This window comes from Streptomyces sp. F63 (genome assembly GCF_018070345.1).
In the GTDB taxonomy this organism is placed as follows: Bacteria; Actinomycetota; Actinomycetes; order Streptomycetales; family Streptomycetaceae; genus Streptomyces.
The window spans coordinates 228,576-246,794 of sequence record NZ_JAGPXX010000003.1 but is presented as its reverse complement, the minus strand read 5'-3'; the positions used below and the strand labels follow the sequence as shown (position 1 = coordinate 246,794).

16 protein-coding genes and 1 riboswitch are annotated in these 18,219 nt (G+C 74.3%); of the genes, 6 read left to right on the top strand and 10 right to left on the bottom strand.

The annotated features are described in order from the left end of the window. The first annotated feature begins 181 nt into the window (after positions 1-181). A riboswitch (cobalamin riboswitch) is annotated at positions 182-314 on the top strand. 141 nt (positions 315-455) lie between these two features. Both KBZ10_RS05135 and KBZ10_RS05130 read left to right on the top strand, forming a co-directional pair. After that, a complete protein-coding gene (locus tag KBZ10_RS05135) occupies positions 456-2,930 on the top strand; it encodes a ribonucleoside-diphosphate reductase subunit alpha (protein ID WP_210986276.1) in 2,475 nt (824 codons plus the stop codon). Between the two features lie 125 nt (positions 2,931-3,055). Next, a complete protein-coding gene (locus KBZ10_RS05130; protein WP_247701869.1) occupies positions 3,056-4,012 on the top strand; it encodes a ribonucleotide-diphosphate reductase subunit beta in 957 nt (318 codons plus the stop codon). A gap of 133 nt (positions 4,013-4,145) precedes the next feature. Here the strand turns inward: KBZ10_RS05130 and KBZ10_RS05125 are convergent, their stop codons facing one another. The 9 genes from KBZ10_RS05125 to KBZ10_RS05085 all read right to left on the bottom strand — a co-directional run bounded on the left by KBZ10_RS05125 (position 4,146) and on the right by KBZ10_RS05085 (position 12,929). Beyond that, positions 4,146-4,883, bottom strand: coding sequence for a D-Ala-D-Ala carboxypeptidase family metallohydrolase (locus KBZ10_RS05125; protein ID WP_307847199.1), 738 nt, complete (start codon positions 4,881-4,883; stop codon positions 4,146-4,148). A 184-nt stretch (positions 4,884-5,067) separates the two neighbouring features. Further along, on the bottom strand, positions 5,068-5,748 hold the full coding sequence (gene def / locus KBZ10_RS05120; protein ID WP_210986275.1) for a peptide deformylase: 681 nt from the start codon (positions 5,746-5,748) through the stop codon (positions 5,068-5,070). 73 nt (positions 5,749-5,821) lie between these two features. Further along, positions 5,822-6,811, bottom strand: coding sequence for a hypothetical protein (locus KBZ10_RS05115; protein WP_210986274.1), 990 nt, complete (start codon positions 6,809-6,811; stop codon positions 5,822-5,824). A gap of 309 nt (positions 6,812-7,120) precedes the next feature. Continuing rightward, a complete protein-coding gene (locus KBZ10_RS05110) occupies positions 7,121-8,416 on the bottom strand; it encodes an HD domain-containing protein (protein WP_307847198.1) in 1,296 nt (431 codons plus the stop codon). Then, complete coding sequence (locus KBZ10_RS05105) at positions 8,413-9,891, bottom strand: HD-GYP domain-containing protein (RefSeq protein WP_210986273.1); 1,479 nt, start codon at positions 9,889-9,891, stop codon at positions 8,413-8,415. Before KBZ10_RS05105 ends, KBZ10_RS05110 begins: the two co-directional genes overlap by 4 nt. A gap of 150 nt (positions 9,892-10,041) precedes the next feature. Beyond that, the gene (rsrA, locus tag KBZ10_RS05100) at positions 10,042-10,428 is read right to left on the bottom strand and encodes a mycothiol system anti-sigma-R factor (RefSeq protein ID WP_210986272.1); all 387 of its coding nucleotides are present in this window, start codon (positions 10,426-10,428) and stop codon (positions 10,042-10,044) included. Beyond that, entirely contained in the window at positions 10,425-11,108 is a 684-nt protein-coding gene (locus KBZ10_RS05095) for a sigma-70 family RNA polymerase sigma factor (protein WP_210986271.1), read from the bottom strand. The genes rsrA and KBZ10_RS05095 overlap by 4 nt, the downstream gene beginning before the upstream one ends. Positions 11,109-11,408: 300 nt before the next feature. Beyond that, entirely contained in the window at positions 11,409-12,074 is a 666-nt protein-coding gene (locus KBZ10_RS05090; protein WP_210986270.1) for an alpha/beta family hydrolase, read from the bottom strand. A gap of 36 nt (positions 12,075-12,110) precedes the next feature. After that, positions 12,111-12,929, bottom strand: coding sequence for an SOS response-associated peptidase (locus KBZ10_RS05085; RefSeq protein ID WP_210986269.1), 819 nt, complete (start codon positions 12,927-12,929; stop codon positions 12,111-12,113). Positions 12,930-12,990: 61 nt separating this feature from the next. Here KBZ10_RS05085 and KBZ10_RS05080 point away from each other — a divergent pair, with 61 nt between their 5' ends. The 3 genes from KBZ10_RS05080 (at position 12,991) to rsgA (ending at position 16,360) form a co-directional block, all read left to right on the top strand. Further along, positions 12,991-13,749 (top strand): M50 family metallopeptidase, encoded by a 759-nt coding sequence (locus KBZ10_RS05080; RefSeq protein ID WP_210986268.1) that lies wholly within the window; start codon positions 12,991-12,993, stop codon positions 13,747-13,749. Positions 13,750-13,959: 210 nt separating this feature from the next. Next, a complete protein-coding gene (aroA, locus tag KBZ10_RS05075; protein ID WP_210986267.1) occupies positions 13,960-15,318 on the top strand; it encodes a 3-phosphoshikimate 1-carboxyvinyltransferase in 1,359 nt (452 codons plus the stop codon). A gap of 13 nt (positions 15,319-15,331) precedes the next feature. Further along, the gene (rsgA, locus tag KBZ10_RS05070; protein ID WP_210986266.1) at positions 15,332-16,360 is read left to right on the top strand and encodes a ribosome small subunit-dependent GTPase A; all 1,029 of its coding nucleotides are present in this window, start codon (positions 15,332-15,334) and stop codon (positions 16,358-16,360) included. Positions 16,361-16,436: 76 nt separating this feature from the next. On the opposite strand, the gene KBZ10_RS05065 is transcribed toward rsgA, so the two are convergent. Further along, entirely contained in the window at positions 16,437-17,054 is a 618-nt protein-coding gene (locus KBZ10_RS05065) for a TetR/AcrR family transcriptional regulator (protein WP_210986265.1), read from the bottom strand. A gap of 164 nt (positions 17,055-17,218) precedes the next feature. Here KBZ10_RS05065 and hisN point away from each other — a divergent pair, with 164 nt between their 5' ends. Then, on the top strand, positions 17,219-18,016 hold the full coding sequence (gene hisN / locus KBZ10_RS05060; RefSeq protein WP_043459415.1) for a histidinol-phosphatase: 798 nt from the start codon (positions 17,219-17,221) through the stop codon (positions 18,014-18,016). Positions 18,017-18,219: the final 203 nt, after the last annotated feature.

The following is an 18,219-nucleotide window of genomic DNA, read 5'->3' as shown; positions in this document are numbered from 1 at the left end:
CGCGGCGGCGCGGACGCGCGCCCGGGGATCCCCGGCGATCCCGAACGGAAACGCGCCGCCGCGGCCCGAACCGGCCGGCCGCTCTCCGCACGGGCCCGCGGCACACCGCGGCCGTATTCCCCTGCAAAGACCCCACACCTCCGGCGTCACACAACATCTAGTACCCGCTCGCGGAACACGACACAAGATGTATGCTCATGCTCGCTGACGCGCCAGGGGAATCCGGTGCGAATCCTGAACTGTCCCGCAACGGTGTGAAGGCGGCTTTCGCCTGCCTTCGAGTCCGAGCGCCTGCCGTCGGCCACGTCCGGCCCGACCGAGCCGGACGTCGATTCCGTCCGGGCTCCGGGGATTGGGCCGGTGGACGTCGCGCGGTGCCGTTCCTCTCCGGACGGGGCGGCCGCGCGCGCCCCGCGCTCCGTCCCGCGGCCCCGCCGAGCGAGGGAGAGCTTCACGTGACCATCGCGCCCGCCGATCCCGCATCAGCCGACCGCACCGCCGATCCGGCGCCGGCCGGCAGCCGCGGTCCCGCGACCGCCGGCCGGGACGCCCCCGGCACGGCGCTGCTGCGCCTGCTGACCGGGCTGACCGCCGATCTGCCCGCCGCCGACCCGGGCCGGGTGGCCGCGGCCGCGCTGCGCGGCCGCGGACCCGGCGCCGACGAGGCCGCGCTGCGCGAGCTGGCGACGGAGGCGGCGGCCGGGCTGATCTCCGAGGACCCGGTGTACTCCCGGCTGGCGGCCCGGCTCCTCACCCGCGCCATCGCGGACGAGGCGGCCGGCCAGGGCGCGGTGTCCTTCCCGGACTCGATCGGGGCCGGCCACCGGGAGGGCCTGATCGCCGACCGCACCGCCGCCTTCGTCCGGAATCATGCGGAACGGCTGGACACCCTCGTCGAGATGTCGCTCGCCGACGGCGCCGACGACCGCTTCGGCTATTTCGGGCTGCGGACCCTGTACAGCCGCTATCTGCTGCGGCACCCGGTCACCCGTCAGGTCATCGAGACCCCGCAGCACTTCCTGCTCCGGGTGGCCTGCGGACTGGCCGCGGACGACTCGCCCGGGGCCGTGGACGAGGTCGCCTCGCTGTACCGGCTGATGAGCCGGCTGGACTACCTGCCCAGCTCCCCCACCCTCTTCAACTCCGGCACCCGGCACCCGCAGATGTCCTCCTGCTATCTGCTGGACTCGCCGCTCGACGAGCTGGACTCCCTCTACGAGCGCTACCACCAGGTCGCGCGGCTCTCCAAGCACGCGGGCGGCATCGGCCTGCCCTTCAGCCGGGTCCGCTCCCGGGGCGCCCTGATCCGCGGCACGAACGGCCACTCCGGCGGGATCGTCCCCTTCCTGCGCACCCTCGACTCCTCCGTCGCCGCCGTCAACCAGGGCGGCCGGCGGAAGGGGGCGGCCTGTGTGTACCTGGAGCCCTGGCACGCGGACGTCGAGGAGTTCCTGGAGCTGCGGGACAACACCGGCGAGGAGGCCCGCCGGACGCACAACCTCAATCTGGCCCACTGGATCCCGGACGAGTTCATGCGCCGGGTGGAGGCCGACGCCGAGTGGTCGCTCTTCTCCCCCTCCGACGTCCCGGAGCTGCCCGATCTGTGGGGCGCCGAGTTCGACGCGGCGTACCGCCGGGCCGAGGAGGCGGGGCTCGCCGTCCGGCGGCTGCCCGCACGGCAGTTGTACGCCCGGATGATGCGCATGCTCGCGCAGACCGGCAACGGCTGGATGACGTTCAAGGACGCCGCCAACCGGACCTCGAACCAGACCGCCGAGCCCGGCAGGGTCGTCCACTCCTCCAACCTCTGCACCGAGATCCTGGAGGTGACGGACGACGGGGAGACCGCCGTCTGCAATCTGGGATCGGTCAATCTCGCGGCCCACGTCGCCCCGGGCGCCGGCACCGGGGAGGCCGCGGTGGCGGAGGCGATGGACTGGGAGCGGCTGGACGCGACCGTGCGCACCGCCGTGGCCTTCCTCGACCGGGTCGTGGACGTGAACTTCTATCCCACCCCGCAGGCCGCCGCCTCCAACCGGCGCTGGCGCCCGGTCGGGCTCGGCGTGATGGGGCTGCAGGACGTCTTCTTCCGGCTGCGGCTGCCCTTCGACTCCCCCGCGGCGGCCCGGCTCTCCACCGAGATCTCCGAGCGGATCATGCTCGCGGCGTACGAGGCATCCTGCGATCTCGCCGGACGGCACGGTCCCCATCCGGCCTGGTCCTCCACCCGCGCCTCGCGCGGTGTGCTCCACCCCGACCACTACGGTGCCCGGCCCCGGTGGCCGGAGCGGTGGGAGGCGCTGCGCGCCCGGATCGCCGCCACCGGACTGCGCAACTCCCTGCTGCTGGCCATCGCCCCGACGGCGACGATCGCCTCCATCGCCGGGGTGTACGAGTGCGTCGAGCCGCAGGTGTCGAACCTCTTCAAGCGCGAGACCCTCTCCGGGGAGTTCCTCCAGGTCAACACATATCTGGTGGAGGAGCTGAAGGAACTGGGCAGGTGGGACGCACGGACCCGGGAGGCGCTGCGCGAGGCGGCCGGCTCCGTGCAGGGACTCGACTGGCTCCCGGCCGGGCTGCGGAACCGTTACCGAACCGCCTGGGAGCTTCCGCAGCGGGCGTTGATCGACATGGCCGCGGCCCGCACCCCGTATCTCGACCAGAGCCAGTCGCTCAATCTCTTCATGGCCTCGCCGACCATCGGAAAGCTCAGTTCGATGTACGCGTACGCCTGGAAGAAGGGCCTCAAGACCACCTACTACCTGCGGTCGCGCCCGGCCACCCGGATCGCGCGGGCCGCCGGCTCCGCCGACGCGGCGGAGGCGGCAGAGGCGGCAGAGGCGGCCGGCGCGGCCGACCCGTCCGGTGCCGCCGGAGGCGCGACCGCCTGTTCCCTGGAGAACCCCGAGTCCTGTGAGGCCTGCCAGTGACCACCGAAGCGAAGCCGGCCGCCGCCGCCACCTCGCCCGCCCCCACCACCGCCCCGGCCGCCGCGGAAGCGGAGCCGGCGGTCCGCAACCTGCTCGACCCGGGGTTCGAACTGACTCTGCGTCCGATGCGCTATCCGGGCTTCTACGAGCGCTACCGCGACGCGATCAAGAACACCTGGACCGTGGAGGAGGTCGACCTCCACTCCGACGTGGCCGACCTCTCCCGGCTCTCACCCGGCGAGCGCCATCTCATCGGGCGGCTGGTCGCCTTCTTCGCCACCGGTGACTCGATCGTCGCCAACAACCTGGTGCTCACCCTCTACCGGCACATCAACTCCCCCGAGGCGCGGCTCTATCTCTCCCGCCAGCTGTTCGAGGAGGCCGTGCACGTCCAGTTCTATCTGACGCTGCTGGACACCTATCTCCCCGACCACGACGACCGCGCCGCCGCCTTCGCCGCCGTCGAGAACATCCCCTCCATCCGGGAGAAGGCCCGGTTCTGCTTCCGGTGGATGGACTCGGTGGAGAAGCTGGACCGGCTGGAGACCAAGGAGGACCGGCGGCGTTTCCTGCTCAATCTCATCTGCTTCGCGGCCTGCATCGAAGGGCTGTTCTTCTACGGAGCCTTCGCGTACGTCTACTGGTTCCGCTCGCGCGGGCTGCTGCACGGGCTGGCCACCGGCACCAACTGGGTGTTCCGTGACGAGTCCCTGCACATGGACTTCGCCTTCTCGGTCGTGGACACCGTCCGTGAGGAGGAGCCGGACCTGTTCGACGAGGAGCTGGCCGAGCGGGTCACCGCGATGCTGGAGGAGGCGGTCGAGGCGGAACTGCAGTTCGCCCGCGACCTGTGCGGGGAAGGGCTGCCGGGGATGAACACCGACTCGATGCGCGAGTATCTGCGGTGCGTCGCCGACCAGCGGCTGCGCCGGCTCGGACTGCCGGCCCGCTACGGCGCGCGGAACCCCTTCGGCTTCATGGAGTTGCAGGGGGTGCAGGAGCTGACGAACTTCTTCGAGCGCCGACCGTCGGCCTACCAGGTCGCGGTGGAGGGGACGGTCTCCTTCGACGACGACTTCTAGCGGATTCCGGCGGATTCCGGCGGACCTTGCGGTCCGGCTTTCCGGTCCGGCTTTCCGGTCGCGGGACCGGGCCGCTCCGCGGCGTGAGCGGGCGGAGCGGCCCGGCGCCGGTCCCGCCGGGCGGGCGGGCGCGTCAGATGCCGCAGCTCGACGCCGACCAGAACCGGCTCGACCGGTGGTCGACGTGGATGTGGTCGTTGTGCCCGGGGTAGCCCGGGCCGAGGATGCCGTTGAAGCCGTGGTTGCGGGCGGCCTTGGCCAGGGTGCAGAGCGAGTGCGGGGAGGCGCCCAGGTCGGCCGCGTCACCGTAGAGATGGCGGCTGTTGGACGAGCCGCCGACGGCGTTATTGCAGGCGGTGGAGCGGAACCCGCTGGTCACCCGGATCGGCTGGTCACCGAGCGCGTGCCGCAGCGCTTCCAGCTTCCACATCGTGCGCAGGGCGTTGGACTTGGCGGTCGCCGCGCTCACCGCGCCGCCGGCCCAGGTGCTGTTGCACTGGTTGAGTTCGCTGTACGAGAAGTGGGCCGGGGTGCAGTCGTCGTCCTGCAGCGCGTACAGCTTGCTGAAGGTGGCGGGGCCGGCGACGCCGTCCGCGGCGAGCCCGTACGCGGACTGGAAGCGCTTGACCGCGGCCTCGGTCGCCGGTCCGTACGAGCCGTCGACGGCCAGGACCGCGCCGGTGCCGGGGTAGCCGGCGACCCGGATCTGCAGTTGGCTGACGTCGGCTCCCGTGGCGCCCCGGGAGAGGGTACGGGACCAGGTGTAGCAGCCGTCGGCGTGCGCGGTTCCGGCCGTGACGAGGGCCCCGGCCGTCAGGCTAGCCATGAGCATGACAAAGGCGACCAGGAGCCGGGTGACGCGTCTGATCACAAGTGCCTCCAACAAGTGGGGGTTTCGGTACGGAAGAGACTGGCGGTGCGGTCGACGCGCGTCAACCGTACGGAAGCGGAACAGAAAGCGGCGGAATCGCCGGAACGACTCCGCCGCCTCGGGAAACACGGTCCCGGACAACTCCCGGAATTCTTCCCGCGGCCGGCTCCGGAAACCGCCGCGGTCAGTCGTTGGGCACCGTCTCGTACCGCGGTGTGCCCTCGGCCATCTGCCGCAGGGCGTCCTTGCGGTCCCGCTTCGACAGCCGGTCGATGTAGAGATAACCGTCGAGATGGTCCGTCTCGTGCTGGAGGCAGCGGGCGAAGTAGCCGGTGCCCCGCACCACGACCGGCTTGCCCTGCGCGTCCTGGCCTCGGCAGACCGCGTAGTCGGGGCGCGCCAGCGGGGCGTAGGCGGTCGGGACGGACAGGCAGCCCTCGTTGGACTCGTCCAGCACCCGGCGCTCGGCCGGCAGTTCCTCGATCACCGGGTTGCAGATGGCGCCGACATGGCGCACACCGTCGTCGTCCGGGCAGTCGTAGACGAAGACCCGCAGGTCCACACCGATCTGATTGGCCGCCAGGCCCACACCCTCGGCGGCGCGCTGGCTGGCGAACATGTCGTCGATCAGCTGCGCGAGCTTGTCGTCGAACTCGGTGACGTCCTGGCACCGGCGGTGCAGCACCGGATTGCCGACCACGGTGATCGGGCGGGCCGTGCCCCGCTCGCGATGCGCCCGCTCGCGCTCCTCGGCGCCGGCCGTGTCGTCGAAGAACTCCAGGTCCTCCCCGGACTCCGCGGGCTCCGGAGTCTCCGCGGCCGGGGTCCCCTCCGCCGCCTGCCGTGCGCTGTCCTGCTGGGCCATGTCCGCCGTACGCCTTCCCTGAAGAACCCTCGTGGTGCTGCCCGTACAGGGTACGGGCAGCGGGGAGGGCCGCTCAGCAGACCTCTTCGAGATCCCGCCAGGCCCGGGTGTCCGGGCTGTCGGCGACCCAGCCGTCGAGCAGGCCGCGGACCAGCCCGGGGGGCGCGGCTATGCCGCACTCGCGCTCCGCCACCCAGTGGTCACCCGCGGTGCGGTGGCCCAGCGGGCCCGGGTGACCCGGCACGCTGTGGTCGTGCGGGTCCAGGTGCTCCCCGTCCCCCTCGGCGCTCGGCATCCGGCTCTCGGAGCAGGTGCGGCACAGCAACCGCACCGAGGAGGACCAGTCCTCGGCGGCGAAACCGGCGTCCGCGGCCAGCCGCTCCAGGGCGTCCCGGTCGGCCTCCGCCGCCGCCTCCAGCAGCACCACCCAGGTCGGCACCGGGGACGGGGCCCACAGCTCGATCTCGTCGAAGACCGGGTACGAGGGCCCGGCCGCGGTCAGCCGCTCACCGCGCGGGACGCCGTCGTGCAGCACCACCTCGCCCCAGCGGCGCCCGGAGGACGGCAACGGGATGCTCAGCACCTCGATCCGCGCCGGGTCCAGCCGCCGGCCCCACACGACCTCGGCCTCGCCCTCCGGCGACAGCCGTACCGCGGCGCTGCCCAGCTCCATGCCCACCGGCTCACCGGCCGGGGCGTCCGCGCCCTGGTCGCCGCGGACCCTGAGCCCGTACGCCTGCCAGGCGCGGCGGGCCAGCGGCCAGTCCTGCAGGGCGGTGGCGGCGATGCCGACGTTCCACCAGTCCGGGGCTCCGGTGTCCCGGTCCAGCAGGGCGACGGCGCGCAGGCCGGCCGTGCGCGCCTGCTCCCAGTCGTGCCGGAACTTGTGCAGCAGCGCCAGGTTGAACCAGGACTCGGAGAGCCAGGGCTCCATGTCGGCGGCGCGGGTGAGCAGCGCTCCCGCGTCCTCGTACCGGCCGTCGCCGATCAGCGTGAAAGCGCGGTCGGTCGCCTGCCGCCACGAGGCGGAGGGCCGGTTCCGTACCTTGCCGAAGATCTTCACGATTCCCGCCTGCCGGTTCGCTCCGTGTCCTTTGCCCTGCTCCAGCCCGGCCCGGGGCCGGATGCGGTGCGCGAAGCACCGGGGACGCGTCTTCCTCCCTGAGGACAACCTGCCATACTTCGGCCGACCCCTCAGCCCGGATAACGGCGCCCACCACAGCTCTTTGCCGCGTGGACGGCGCGCGAATCCCTCTGGGCCGCATCCAACCATGTCCGCCGGGGTGCCCGCGCGCGGCCCCGGTGCCGCCCGCCCCTCCCGCCGCCGGAGACAGCGGTCCGCGCCCTTCCGTCAGGGGCCCGCGCCCTTCCGTCAGGGACCCGGACCGCCGCGGGAGAGCACTCTGGCCAGCGCGTCCACCACGCGGGGCTCGTACTCCTCCCCGCCGACCCGGCGGAGGCGGTCCAGCGCCTCGGCACCGGCGGGACGCCCGGCGCCGTCCGTGAGCTCGTCGAAGGCGTCGACGGCCCGGATGATGCGGGTGGGCAGCGGCTGCTCCGGGCACGGATCCGCCTGCCGCTCGACGACCACCGCCACCTCGGGCGGCACCCCGGTCTGCCGTACCACCGCGCCGCCGAGCCGGGCGATCCGGCGGCGGTCCTCGGCGGGGAGCTCCCCGGCCCCGCCGGGCGCCGGGTCCGGCAGGGAGAGCCGGCCGACGTCGTGCAGCAGCGCCGCGTACTCGACGACGTCCAGCTCGGGCCGGGAGAGACCCAGTTCGCACCCGACGTCCCGGCTGAGCGCGGCGACCCGGCGGGCATGGCCCACGGGGACGCAGCCGGCGATCTCGGTGGCGCGGGCCAGGGAGACGATGGTCTGGCGGCGGACGGACCGGACGTCCTCATAGCGGCGGAACGCATACAGGGCCGGCAGCAGCGGCAGGCAGAAGACGGGCAGCGCCCACAGGCCGACGGCGTCCACGGCGAGGGCCAGCAGGGCGCCGGTGGCGCAGACCGCCGTCCCGGCGCCGGGCAGCGCGCGCGGCTCACCGGGGAACCGCCGGCCGGCCCGGCCACCGCCCCGGGAGCCGTCGAACACGGCGCGGAGCACGGCGTCGCACCGTGCGGTGAGAGCCGCCGCGAGCAGCAGGAGCAGCGCGTGGCCGGGGCCGCTGCCCGTCCACGCCGGGAGCGGGGCCGCCACGGGCAGCGGCTGGACGCAGCAGGAGGCGAACCCGGCGGTCAGGACGTGCCGGGCCAGCCGCTCCCGGGCGGCCCGGCCGCGGCCGGCGGAGCGGAGGGCCGGCGCCGCGCCGGCTGCCCCGGCGAGCCCGGCCAGACCCGCCACGAGAACGACGGCCACCGTCTGCAGGACGCCGGGGGCCTCCGGGCCGCCGGGGCCGCCGGCCGCCGATCCCAGAAACGCGTACGCCACGGCACCGGCGGTGGCCGGCGGGGCGGCCTCACGCCCGTCCGCTCCGCGGCGGGCGAGCTCCCCGGCGGCGATCACCGCGCCGAAGGCGAGTGCGGTATCCGGCCCCGTGACCCCCTGGGTGAGCGTCCGGCCGAGCGCCCCGGCCGCCAGCAGCCCGGCCGCCACCAGCAGGAGAACGGCCCCGGTGTCCGGGCGTGCCGGCGCCGGCCGCGCGGCCGCTCCGCCGGGGCTCACCGGGCGACCCCTCCGTGCGGGCCGCGTCCGGACGGCCGCCGCTCCCCCGGTCCGGGGCCGTCCGCGCGGCCTCCGGCACCGGCCTCGCGCTGCGGGGGCGGGCTCCCTCCGTGTTCCGGCCGGGCCTCCGCGGCCGCCGCGGGCGCCGCGGCCGCCGGGTGCCAGCCGTGCCGGTCCAGCGCCCGGCAGAGGGCCCGCACCATGCGCGGGTCGAACTGGGACCCGGCGCAGCGGCGGAGCTCCGCGACGGCCTCGGTGACCGGCCGCGCCCGCCGGTAGGAGCGGGTCGACGTCATGGCGTCGAAGGCGTCGGCGACCGCGACGACGCGCGCCGACTCGGGGATCCGGTCGCCGCTCAGCCCGTACGGATAGCCGCGCCCGTCCAGCCGCTCGTGGTGGTGGAGGATGGCGGCGCGCGCCTCCTCCAGGAACGCGATGCCGCGCACCATCTCGTGCCCGTACTCGGGATGGAGCTCGATGAGGCGGCGCTCCTCGGGCGTCAGCGGCCCGTCCTTGCGCAGCAGCCGGGTGGGGACGCCGATCTTGCCGATGTCGTGCAGCACGCCGGCGAAGCGCAGGACATCCAGCCGGCCGCCGGCCATGCCGAGTTCCCGCGCGATCAGGACGGAGGCACGGCCGACCCGCTCGCTGTGGCCCCGGGTGTAGTGGTCCTTGATGCCGACGGCCTGCACGAGGGCGCGGATGGTGGCCTGATGGACGGTGTGCTGGCGGTGACACTGGGCGAGCAGCCAGCCGGAGACACACATCGGCAGCAGCGCGGAGACCGCGGTGACCGGGCCGTACGGGCTGTGCCACAGGGCTGCCGCGAGCAGCCCGGCCAGACCGTGCAGCAGATGGGAGGGCAGGGCGCGGGGCAGGCCGCGGCAGGCATCGCGCGCCGTCAGACCCTCGGCGGTGACGAGGATGCCCCAGTCCAGCAGGGTGAGCGCCAGGCAGTGGACACCGGCGGCCGCGACCGCGGGGAGCAGCGCCTCGGGGAAGTCCCCCGCGCCGAGGGGCTTGCCGGCGGCGTCCCCGGCCGTCCGCGCGTGGACGTGGGCCGCGGCGCAGCCGGCGAGGGAGAGCCGGACGGCGTGCCAGAGGCGCCGGAGCCACCCCGGCCGCCGCTCGGCCGGGCCGGTGAGCGCGCCGAGTACGGGGACGAGAGCCGCGGCGGCGGGCGGCAGCAGAAACGCTCCGGCGAGCAGGACCGGCGCGAGGCTCCCGGCGGCGGACGGGGGAGCCGTCCCCACACCGCCCGGCGCGGTTCCGCCCGGCGCGGCTCCGGGGAACCTCGGGAAGCCGGGGAGGGGCAGCCGGGTGAGCCGGCCGCAGAGGGCGTACAGCGCGGCGAGCGCGGCGAGGGCCGCCCAGGGGGTGCGGGCGCCCGGAAGCAGTGCGGGAGCGGCGGACACCGCGGCCGCGAGCGTGGCGCAGAACAGGTAAGCACGCGCCCCCCGTGGCACCCCTCGCATGGAGCGTCCTCCCGCCGGTCCCGCGCCCGCCGCTCCGCAGGCGCATCAGACCGGTGAGGATAGGACGGTGGGGCGGCCGGGGCGGGGGGTTCGGCGGATCGCGGCGGCCCGGGAGGCCCCGATTCGTCCCTTCGGGTGAATCGGGAGCCGTCAGGCCGAATCGGCGGCGCGGGCGGCGGCCGCGGAGGAGCCCGTCTCCCGGGACGCGGCGTCGGTGCCGCAGGCTCCGGTGTCGCGCTCGCCGGTGCGCCGTTCCATCACCGGCTTCTCCGGGACGGTCTCCCCGGAGCGGACCAGCTCGATCCGGCCCATGACCTTCGAGCGCAGGTCGGACGGCACGTCATCATGGCCGCAACAGCGTTTGACGAGCTTCTTCACGGCCTGCTCCAGGCCGTACTTCTCCAGGCACGGCGAGCACTCGTCGATGTGCGTCTCGAACTTGGCGCGGTCCCCGGCCGGCATTTCCTGGTCGAGGAACTCGTACAGGTGGTCGAGAATCTCCGAGCAGTCGATCTCGTGCGGGTTGCCGCAGCTCATGAGCCCGAGCCTTTCGAATCGTGCGACTCGCCCGGCGCAGCTCCTGCACCGGCGGGGACGAGCCCGCGCTCACGGGCGTAGTCCTCCAGCAGGCCGCGCAACTGGCGGCGGCCGCGGTGGAGCCGCGACATCACGGTTCCTATGGGTGTCCCCATGATGTCCGCGATCTCCTTGTACGCAAACCCCTCGACATCCGCGAGGTAGACCGCGATGCGGAACTCCTCGGGGATGGCCTGGAGGGCCTCCTTCACATCCGAGTCGGGCAGCCGGTCCAGTGCCTGCGACTCGGCGGAGCGCAGACCGGTGGACATGTGCGACTCGGCGCGGGCGAGCTGCCAGTCCTCGATCTCCTCGGCGGCGCTGCGCTGGGGCTCGCGCTGCTTCTTCCGGTACGAGTTGATGAAGGTGTTCGTGAGGATGCGGTACAGCCAGGCCTTGAGGTTGGTGCCCTCGCGGAACTGATGGAAGGAGCCGTACGCCTTGGCGTAGGTTTCCTGCACGAGATCCTCGGCGTCCGCCGGGTTGCGGGTCATGCGCAGCGCGGCGGAGTACATCTGGTCGAGGAACTGAAGGGCGTCCCGTTCGAAGCGGGCGCTGCGCTCCTCTGCCGTCTCGGCCGTACGACTGTCCTCGGCGCGACCGTCTTCGGCCCCTGCGTCGGTCCCGGTGACCGGACCCACCTCCTCCAGCGACGTGGCGGGTCCGGGTACGGACCCACTCGGATCGGAGGATAGACGACGATGCCCTCCTGCCGCGGCTCCGGAGGGTGCGGGCAGCGTGATGCGCGACCACGCGGCGGTGCCCGTCTGCGGGCGCGCGGGGCACTGCGTCGGACCCATGGAGAGAACTCCCTCACTGAGGCGGTGACCGGCGGGCGGCCGGTGCGTGCGGACCTCCTCCAGAACGCGGGCCGCGGGCACCGCATTCCCGGGTGGTCCGCCCTGCGGCGCCGGGTCTCGCCGCCGGCACGGCAGCCGCTGCTACGGCGCCGGGGGCGGCCCGTCCGGCAGCCGGCCGAGCCAGCCGGCGACGGCCTCCGTGAGCAGGTCCAGGGCCCGCTGCTGGGAGATCTCCGCCTTCTTCGGCACCGCGAAGCCGTGGTCGCCGCCGGGCACCTCGGCGAGCTCGGTCCCGGCCGGGAACTCCTCCGGGCGGCCGAACGGATCGCGGGCGCCCTGGACGACGAGCACGGGCACTCCGGCCCCGGTCAGCTCCTCGGCGCGGGTCTTCTCCGGCCGGCCGGGCGGGTGCAGGGGGAAGGACAGCGCCAGTACGGCGTGCGCCCCCAGCGCCCGCGCCGTACGGCAGGCGACGCGCGCCCCCGCGCTGCGTCCGCCGGCGACCACCGGAGGGCCGGCGGCGGCCAGGGCTGGCCAGATCGCGGTCCAGGCCGTGTCGAGTGTCCTCGGGGCGGGGGCGAGCTTCCTGCCCGCCACCCGCCAGGGTTGCTCGACCAGCGCCACGGTGACTCCACGGGCCGGCAGCGCGGCGGCCAGGGCTCGCAGATCGCGCGCCTCGACGCCGCCGCCGGCCCCGTGTCCCAGAGCGAGGACCAGGCGGGGGCGCGGAGCGGGATGCCAGCTGACGCGTCCGTCTCCGGCAGGGGTGGGGACGGTCTCCGACAGGGCTTCCGGGGTGTCTGCCATGGCGCCATCCTCTCCGCTTCCGCCCCCGCCGCCCCCTCAGAAGAGGGTTTCCTCCTCGGGCGCGTCGAGCTCCTTCAGCAGCTCCGGACCGTTGTTGCGGACGTTGCTGACCTCGGTCGGGACCGGATAGGCGCGGACAGTGCCCGGCGGGGGCGGGGCGAGCAGTTCGCGCAGCCGGTCCGGGTCGGTGGTGCGCGGGTCCAGCCAGGCGTCCCAGCGGTCGGCGGGCAGCGCGAGCGGCATGCGCGGATGGATGTCGGCCAGCGCCCGGGGGCCGGCTTCGCGGCGGGCCCCGGGAAGCGGGGTGCTCTCCGCCTCCGTGGTCAGCACCGTGCACGTCACCCACCACGCCTGGGGGTGGTCGTCCGGCAGTGTGCGGTCGCGCCAGAACTCGTACAGGCCGGCCATCGCCATCACCGAGCCGTCCACGGGGGTCACGAAGTACGGCTGCTTGCGCGGCCGTTTCTTCCGGCCCTTCTCCTCCAGCTCCCGCTCGGCCGCCGCGGTCATCCACTCGTAGTAGCCGTCGGCGGGGAGCAGGCAGCGCCGGGAGGTGAAGGCGCGACGGTAGGCGGGCTTCTCGTGGACCGTCTCCGCACGGGCGTTGATCATCCTCGCCGCGCCCTCCGGGGTCTTCGCCCAGGACGGGACGAGCCCCCAGCGCAGCGTCCGCAGCTGCCGGACGGGGCCGGGGCTCTCCGCCTCCTTGTCCGGCCGTTCCAGGACCGCGTAGACGGTCTTGGTGGGGGCGATGTTGTAATCGGGCGCGAGCGTCTCCTCCGGGTCCCACCTGGCCACCCCGAAGGTGTCCACGAGTTCCGCCGGATTCCGGCTTGCTGCGTATCGGCCGCACATGGATGCCAGACTGCCACGACGCCCCGACACCACCGCAAGCACACCGAGGGACCGCTGCCCGATGGACATAACCAGCCCCGGCGATCTGTGGGATCGCGTCACCGGCTCCCAGCCCGACCCGGCCTCCTGGCTGGTGCTCGCGACGGCGGCCGTCGCGCTGGCGGCCGTGCTGTGGCGGCCGGTCTGGCAGGTCGCGCGGAACGCCGTGACCATCGCCCACGAGGGCGGCCACGGGCTGGTCGCCCTGCTCACCGGCCGGCGGTTGGACGGCATCCGGCTGCACTCGGACACCTCCGGGCTGACGGTCTCCCGGGGGAAGCCCACCGGGCCCGGCATGATCCTCACCGCCGCCGCCGGCTACACCGCGCCCTCCCTGCTCGGCCTCGGCGGCGCCTGGCTGCTGGCGGCCGGACACATCACCGCCCTGCTCTGGGGCGCGACGGGTCTGCTCGCCCTGATGCTGGTGATGATCCGGAACGCCTACGGAGTGCTGACCGTCCTCCTCACCGGCGCCCTCTTCTTCTGCGTCTCCTGGCTGACCGGACCGGACGTGCAGGCCGTCTTCGCCTACGGCGTCGTGTGGTTCCTGCTGCTGGGCGGGGTACGACCGGTGTTCGAACTCCAGGCCAAGCGGCGCCGCTACGGCCGGCGGGGGCTGCCGTTCGGCTCCCGCGGCATGGCGGCGGGCGGGGCGCCGGACTCCGACGCGGACCAGCTCGCGCGGCTGACGCACGCGCCGGCGGCGGTGTGGCTGTTCCTCTTCCACACCGTCACCCTCTGCTCGCTGACCGGTGGCGGGCGCTGGCTGCTCGGGCTGTGACGGACGGTGCGACCCGGCGGGGGGACGGGCCGCCGGCCCGGGTGGGGGAAGCGGGCGCGGGGGCCGGTGCGGAGCCGGGAACGGCGGGGAACGGGCGGGGAACGGCCGGAAAGCGGCTGGACGGACTGCGATCCCCCTGACACCTTTCGGGCGGGTTGCGGCGGTTTTGTTGAAGTTTCCGGCATGCCGCGAGCCATTAAGGTGAGGCTTATGACCGGTACCCCCGAGCACACCGCCCTCTGGCCCGCCCCGATCGCGTCCGGCCCCGTCGACGCGACCGTCACCGTGCCGGGCTCGAAGTCGGTCACCAACCGCGGCCTGGTGCTGGCCGCCCTGGCCTCCGAGCCGGGCTGGCTGCGCCGCCCGCTGCGCTCCCGCGACACCCTCCTCATGGCCGAGGCCCTGCGGGCCATGGGCACCGGCATCGAGGAGACCGTCTCCTCCAGCTCCGGCGACGCGACCGGCGGCGAGGCCTGGCGGATCATCCCCGCAGGCCTGCACGGCCCGGCCACCGTCGACGTCGGCAACGCCGGCACGGTGATGCGCTTCCTGCCGCCGGTGGCCGCCCTGGCCGACGGACCGATCCGCTTCGACGGCGACCCCCGGTCGCACGAGCGCCCGCTGCACGGCGTCATCGACGGCCTGCGCGCCCTCGGCGCCCGCATCGACGACGAGGGACGCGGCTCACTGCCGATGACGGTGCACGGCGGCGGCGCGCTGGACGGCGGCCGGGCCGAGATCGACGCCTCCTCGTCCTCCCAGTTCGTCAGCGCCCTGCTGCTGTCGGCGCCGCGCTTCAACCAGGGGATCGAACTGCGGCACGTGGGCCGCGCCCTGCCCTCCATGCCGCACATCCGGATGACCGTGGACATGCTGCGCGCCGCCGGCGCCGCCGTGGACACCCCGGAGGCGGGCGGCGAGCCCGGCGTCTGGCGGGTCGCGCACAGCGCGCTGCTCGGCCGCGACCTCGTCGTCGAACCGGATCTGTCGAACGCCCAGCCGTTCCTGGCCGCGGCACTCGTCACCGGTGGCCGGGTGACGATCCCCGACTGGCCCGAGCACACCACCCAGCCGGGTGACGCGCTGCGCGGGATCTTCACCGAGATGGGTGGCTCCTGCGAACTCACCGCGGACGGGCTGACGTTCACCGGCACCGGCCGCGTCCACGGCATCGACGTCGACCTCGGCGACGTGGGCGAGCTGACCCCCGGCATCGCCGCCGTCGCCGCCCTGGCCGACTCCGAGTCCGTCCTGCGCGGCGTGGCCCACCTGCGGCTGCACGAGACCGACCGGCTCGCGGCCCTCACCAAGGAGATCAACGAACTGGGCGGCGACGTCAGCGAGACGGAGGACGGCCTGCGCATCCGGCCCCGCCCGCTGCACGGCGGCATCTTCCACACCTACGACGACCACCGCCTGGCGACCGCCGCGGCCGTCATCGGCCTGCGGGTCGAGGGCGTCGAGGTCGAGAACGTGGCGACCACCGCCAAGACCCTGCCGGACTTCCCGCGGCTGTGGACGGAGATGCTCGGCCCGGCCCGGGCGGCGGCCCCCGCCCGGAAGGGCTGAGGCAGGTCCCGCGATGCGTCGCTACGGCAAGCACACCGACGAGGACGACGTCCGGGTCCGGCCCGGCAAGGGCAGCCGGCCGCGCACCAGCATCCGCCCGAAGCACGAGGACGCCGCCGAGGGCATGGTGCTGACCGTCGACCGCGGCCGCATCACCTGCCTCGTCGACGGCCGCAGCGTCACCGCGATGAAGGCCCGTGAACTGGGCCGCAAGGGCGTCGTGGTGGGCGACCGGGTGGGCATCGTCGGGGATCTGTCCGGCGCCAAGGACACCCTGGCCCGGATCGTGCGGGTGGAGCCGCGCTCCTCCGTCCTGCGGCGCACGGCCGACGACGACGACCCGTACGAGCGCGTGATCGTCGCCAACGCCGACCAGCTGGCCATCGTCACCGCCCTCGCCGACCCGGAGCCCCGGCCGCGGCTGATCGACCGCTGCCTGGTCGCCGCGTTCGACGCCGGGCTGGACCCGCTGCTCGTCCTCACCAAGGCGGACCTCGCGCCCGCGGCACCGCTGCTGGAGACCTACGAGCCGCTGGGCGTGCCGTACGTGGTCACCAGCCGCGCGGAGCCGGCCGGGGGCGACGCCGCCGACCGGGTGCGGGAACGACTGGCCGGCCGGATCACCGTCTTCGTGGGGCACTCCGGCGTCGGCAAGACGACACTGGTCAACGCCCTGGTGCCGGACCGGGCGCGGGCCACCGGAGTGGTCAACGCGGTCACCGGCCGCGGCCGGCACACCACCACCTCGGCGCTGGCCCTGCCCCTGCCCGACGCCCCCGGCGCGCCCGCGGACCGGCGCGGCGGCTGGGTGATCGACACTCCGGGCGTGCGCTCCTTCGGACTGCACCACGTCGATCCCTCGCGGGTCGTCCTGGCCTTCCCGGACCTCGTGCCGGGCACCGAGGGCTGCCCCCGGGCCTGCAGCCACGACGAACCGGACTGCGCGCTGGACCAGTGGGTCGCCGAGGGCCACGCCGATCCGCAGCGGCTGTACTCGCTGCGGCGGCTGCTCTCCACACGGGAACGGCGCGAGGAGGACTGAGCCGGGCCCCCGCCCGCGCGCCCGGCACGGGCCGCGCCGGAAACCCTCCCCGTCCCCGCACGCGACCGCAGGCCTCTCAGAGACCGCCGCCCGCCCGCAGGGCCCGGCGGATCAGCCGGCCGGTCTCCTGCTCGCCGACCGGGGCCACCACACACGACAGGGCCAGCCGCACGGCGATCTCGCAGAGCCCGGCCGTCCGCTGGACCTCCTCCGGCGGACGGCCCGGCGCCAGGGCGGCCGCCGCCAGATCGCGTACCTGTGCCACCAGTTCGGACGGCGACGGCAGCGGGCCGTCCGCGCGGCGCTGCGCCGGGACGTAACCGCCGGACGGCAGCCCCGCGGCCGCACGGGGCGGGCGCGGCAGCCGCTCGCCCCAACAGCCGGTGAGGGCCGCCCGAACGAGCGGATTGTGACGGGCCGTCCGCGCGGTCCAGTCCGCCAGCGCGGCGAGCCGCTCACCGGGTTCGCCGGGCGGCGGACCGGCCAGGGCGTGCCGGACGCCCACGAGGTAGCGGTCGACCTCCCGCCGCACCAAGGCCCGGGCCAGGCCGTCCTTGCTGCCGAACTCGTTGTAGAGGGTCTGCCGGGACACCCGGGCGGCCACCGCCACGTCGACCATCCGCACACCGGGCCAGGGCCGCCCGGAGAGCGCCGCCAGCGCGGCGTCCAGCAAGGATTCGCGTGCTGTGGGCATCGTCGCCTCCCGGGCGCGTCCCCGTCCTGTCTCACACGGCTGCTGCGGGGTCAGAATTGACGCGCCGACAGAGACTGTCAAGAGTGCCCCCGGCCCGGACCGTCTCCTTCCCGTACGGACTCGGCCGTGTGGCCCGCCGCAAGCTGCGTCGATACTGTTCACACATGCCCGACTATCACGACGATCTCCGACTCGCCCATGTCCTGGCGGACGCCGCCGACGCCCAGACCATGGGCCGGTTCAAGGCCCTCGACCTCAAGGTCGACACCAAGCCGGACATGACGCCCGTGAGCGAGGCGGACAAGGCCGCCGAGGAACTGATCCGCACCTCACTGCGGCGTGCCCGGCCCCGGGACGCGGTACTCGGCGAGGAGTACGGCAGCGAGGGGTCCGGGCCCCGGCGCTGGGTGATCGACCCGATCGACGGCACCAAGAACTACGTCCGCGGGGTGCCGGTCTGGGCCACGCTGATCGCCCTCATGGCGCCCGGCGAGTCCGGCCACCAGCCGGTCGTGGGGCTGGTCTCGGCTCCCGCGCTGGGCCGCCGCTGGTGGGCGGCGCAGGGCTCGGGCGCGTACACCGGTCGGAGCCTGTCCTCCGCGACCAGGATGCGCGTCTCGCAGGTCTCGAAGATCTCGGACGCCTCCTTCGCCTACTCCTCGCTGACCGGCTGGGAGGAGCAGGGCCGGCTGAACGGCTTCCTGGACCTGACCCGCGACTGCTGGCGGACGCGCGGCTACGGCGACTTCTGGCCGTACATGATGGTCGCCGAGGGCTCGGTGGACATGTGCGCCGAACCGGAGCTGTCGCTCTGGGACATGGCGGCCAACGCGGTCATCGTGCGGGAGGCCGGCGGGGAGTTCACCGGCCTGGACGGGGTGCGGGGTCCCGGCGGCGGCAACGCCGCGGCGTCCAACGGGCTCCTCCACAGCGAACTGCTGGGCTATCTGAATCCGCGTTAGGGCAGGCCGGCCCCACCCGTCCACCGCCCGTCCACCGCCCGCCACCGGTGCGCCGGGCGGCTTCCGAACGCCGCCGTACGCCCTCTTGCCCGGCCCGCGGAGCGCATGTGAACATGAGAATTCCCCCGCTTGTGCATTTGTGCGCTTCCCCGACCGGCGGTTCCCCGTGAGGGCCCGGCCGGGGAGCCGCGAAGGAGGTGGCT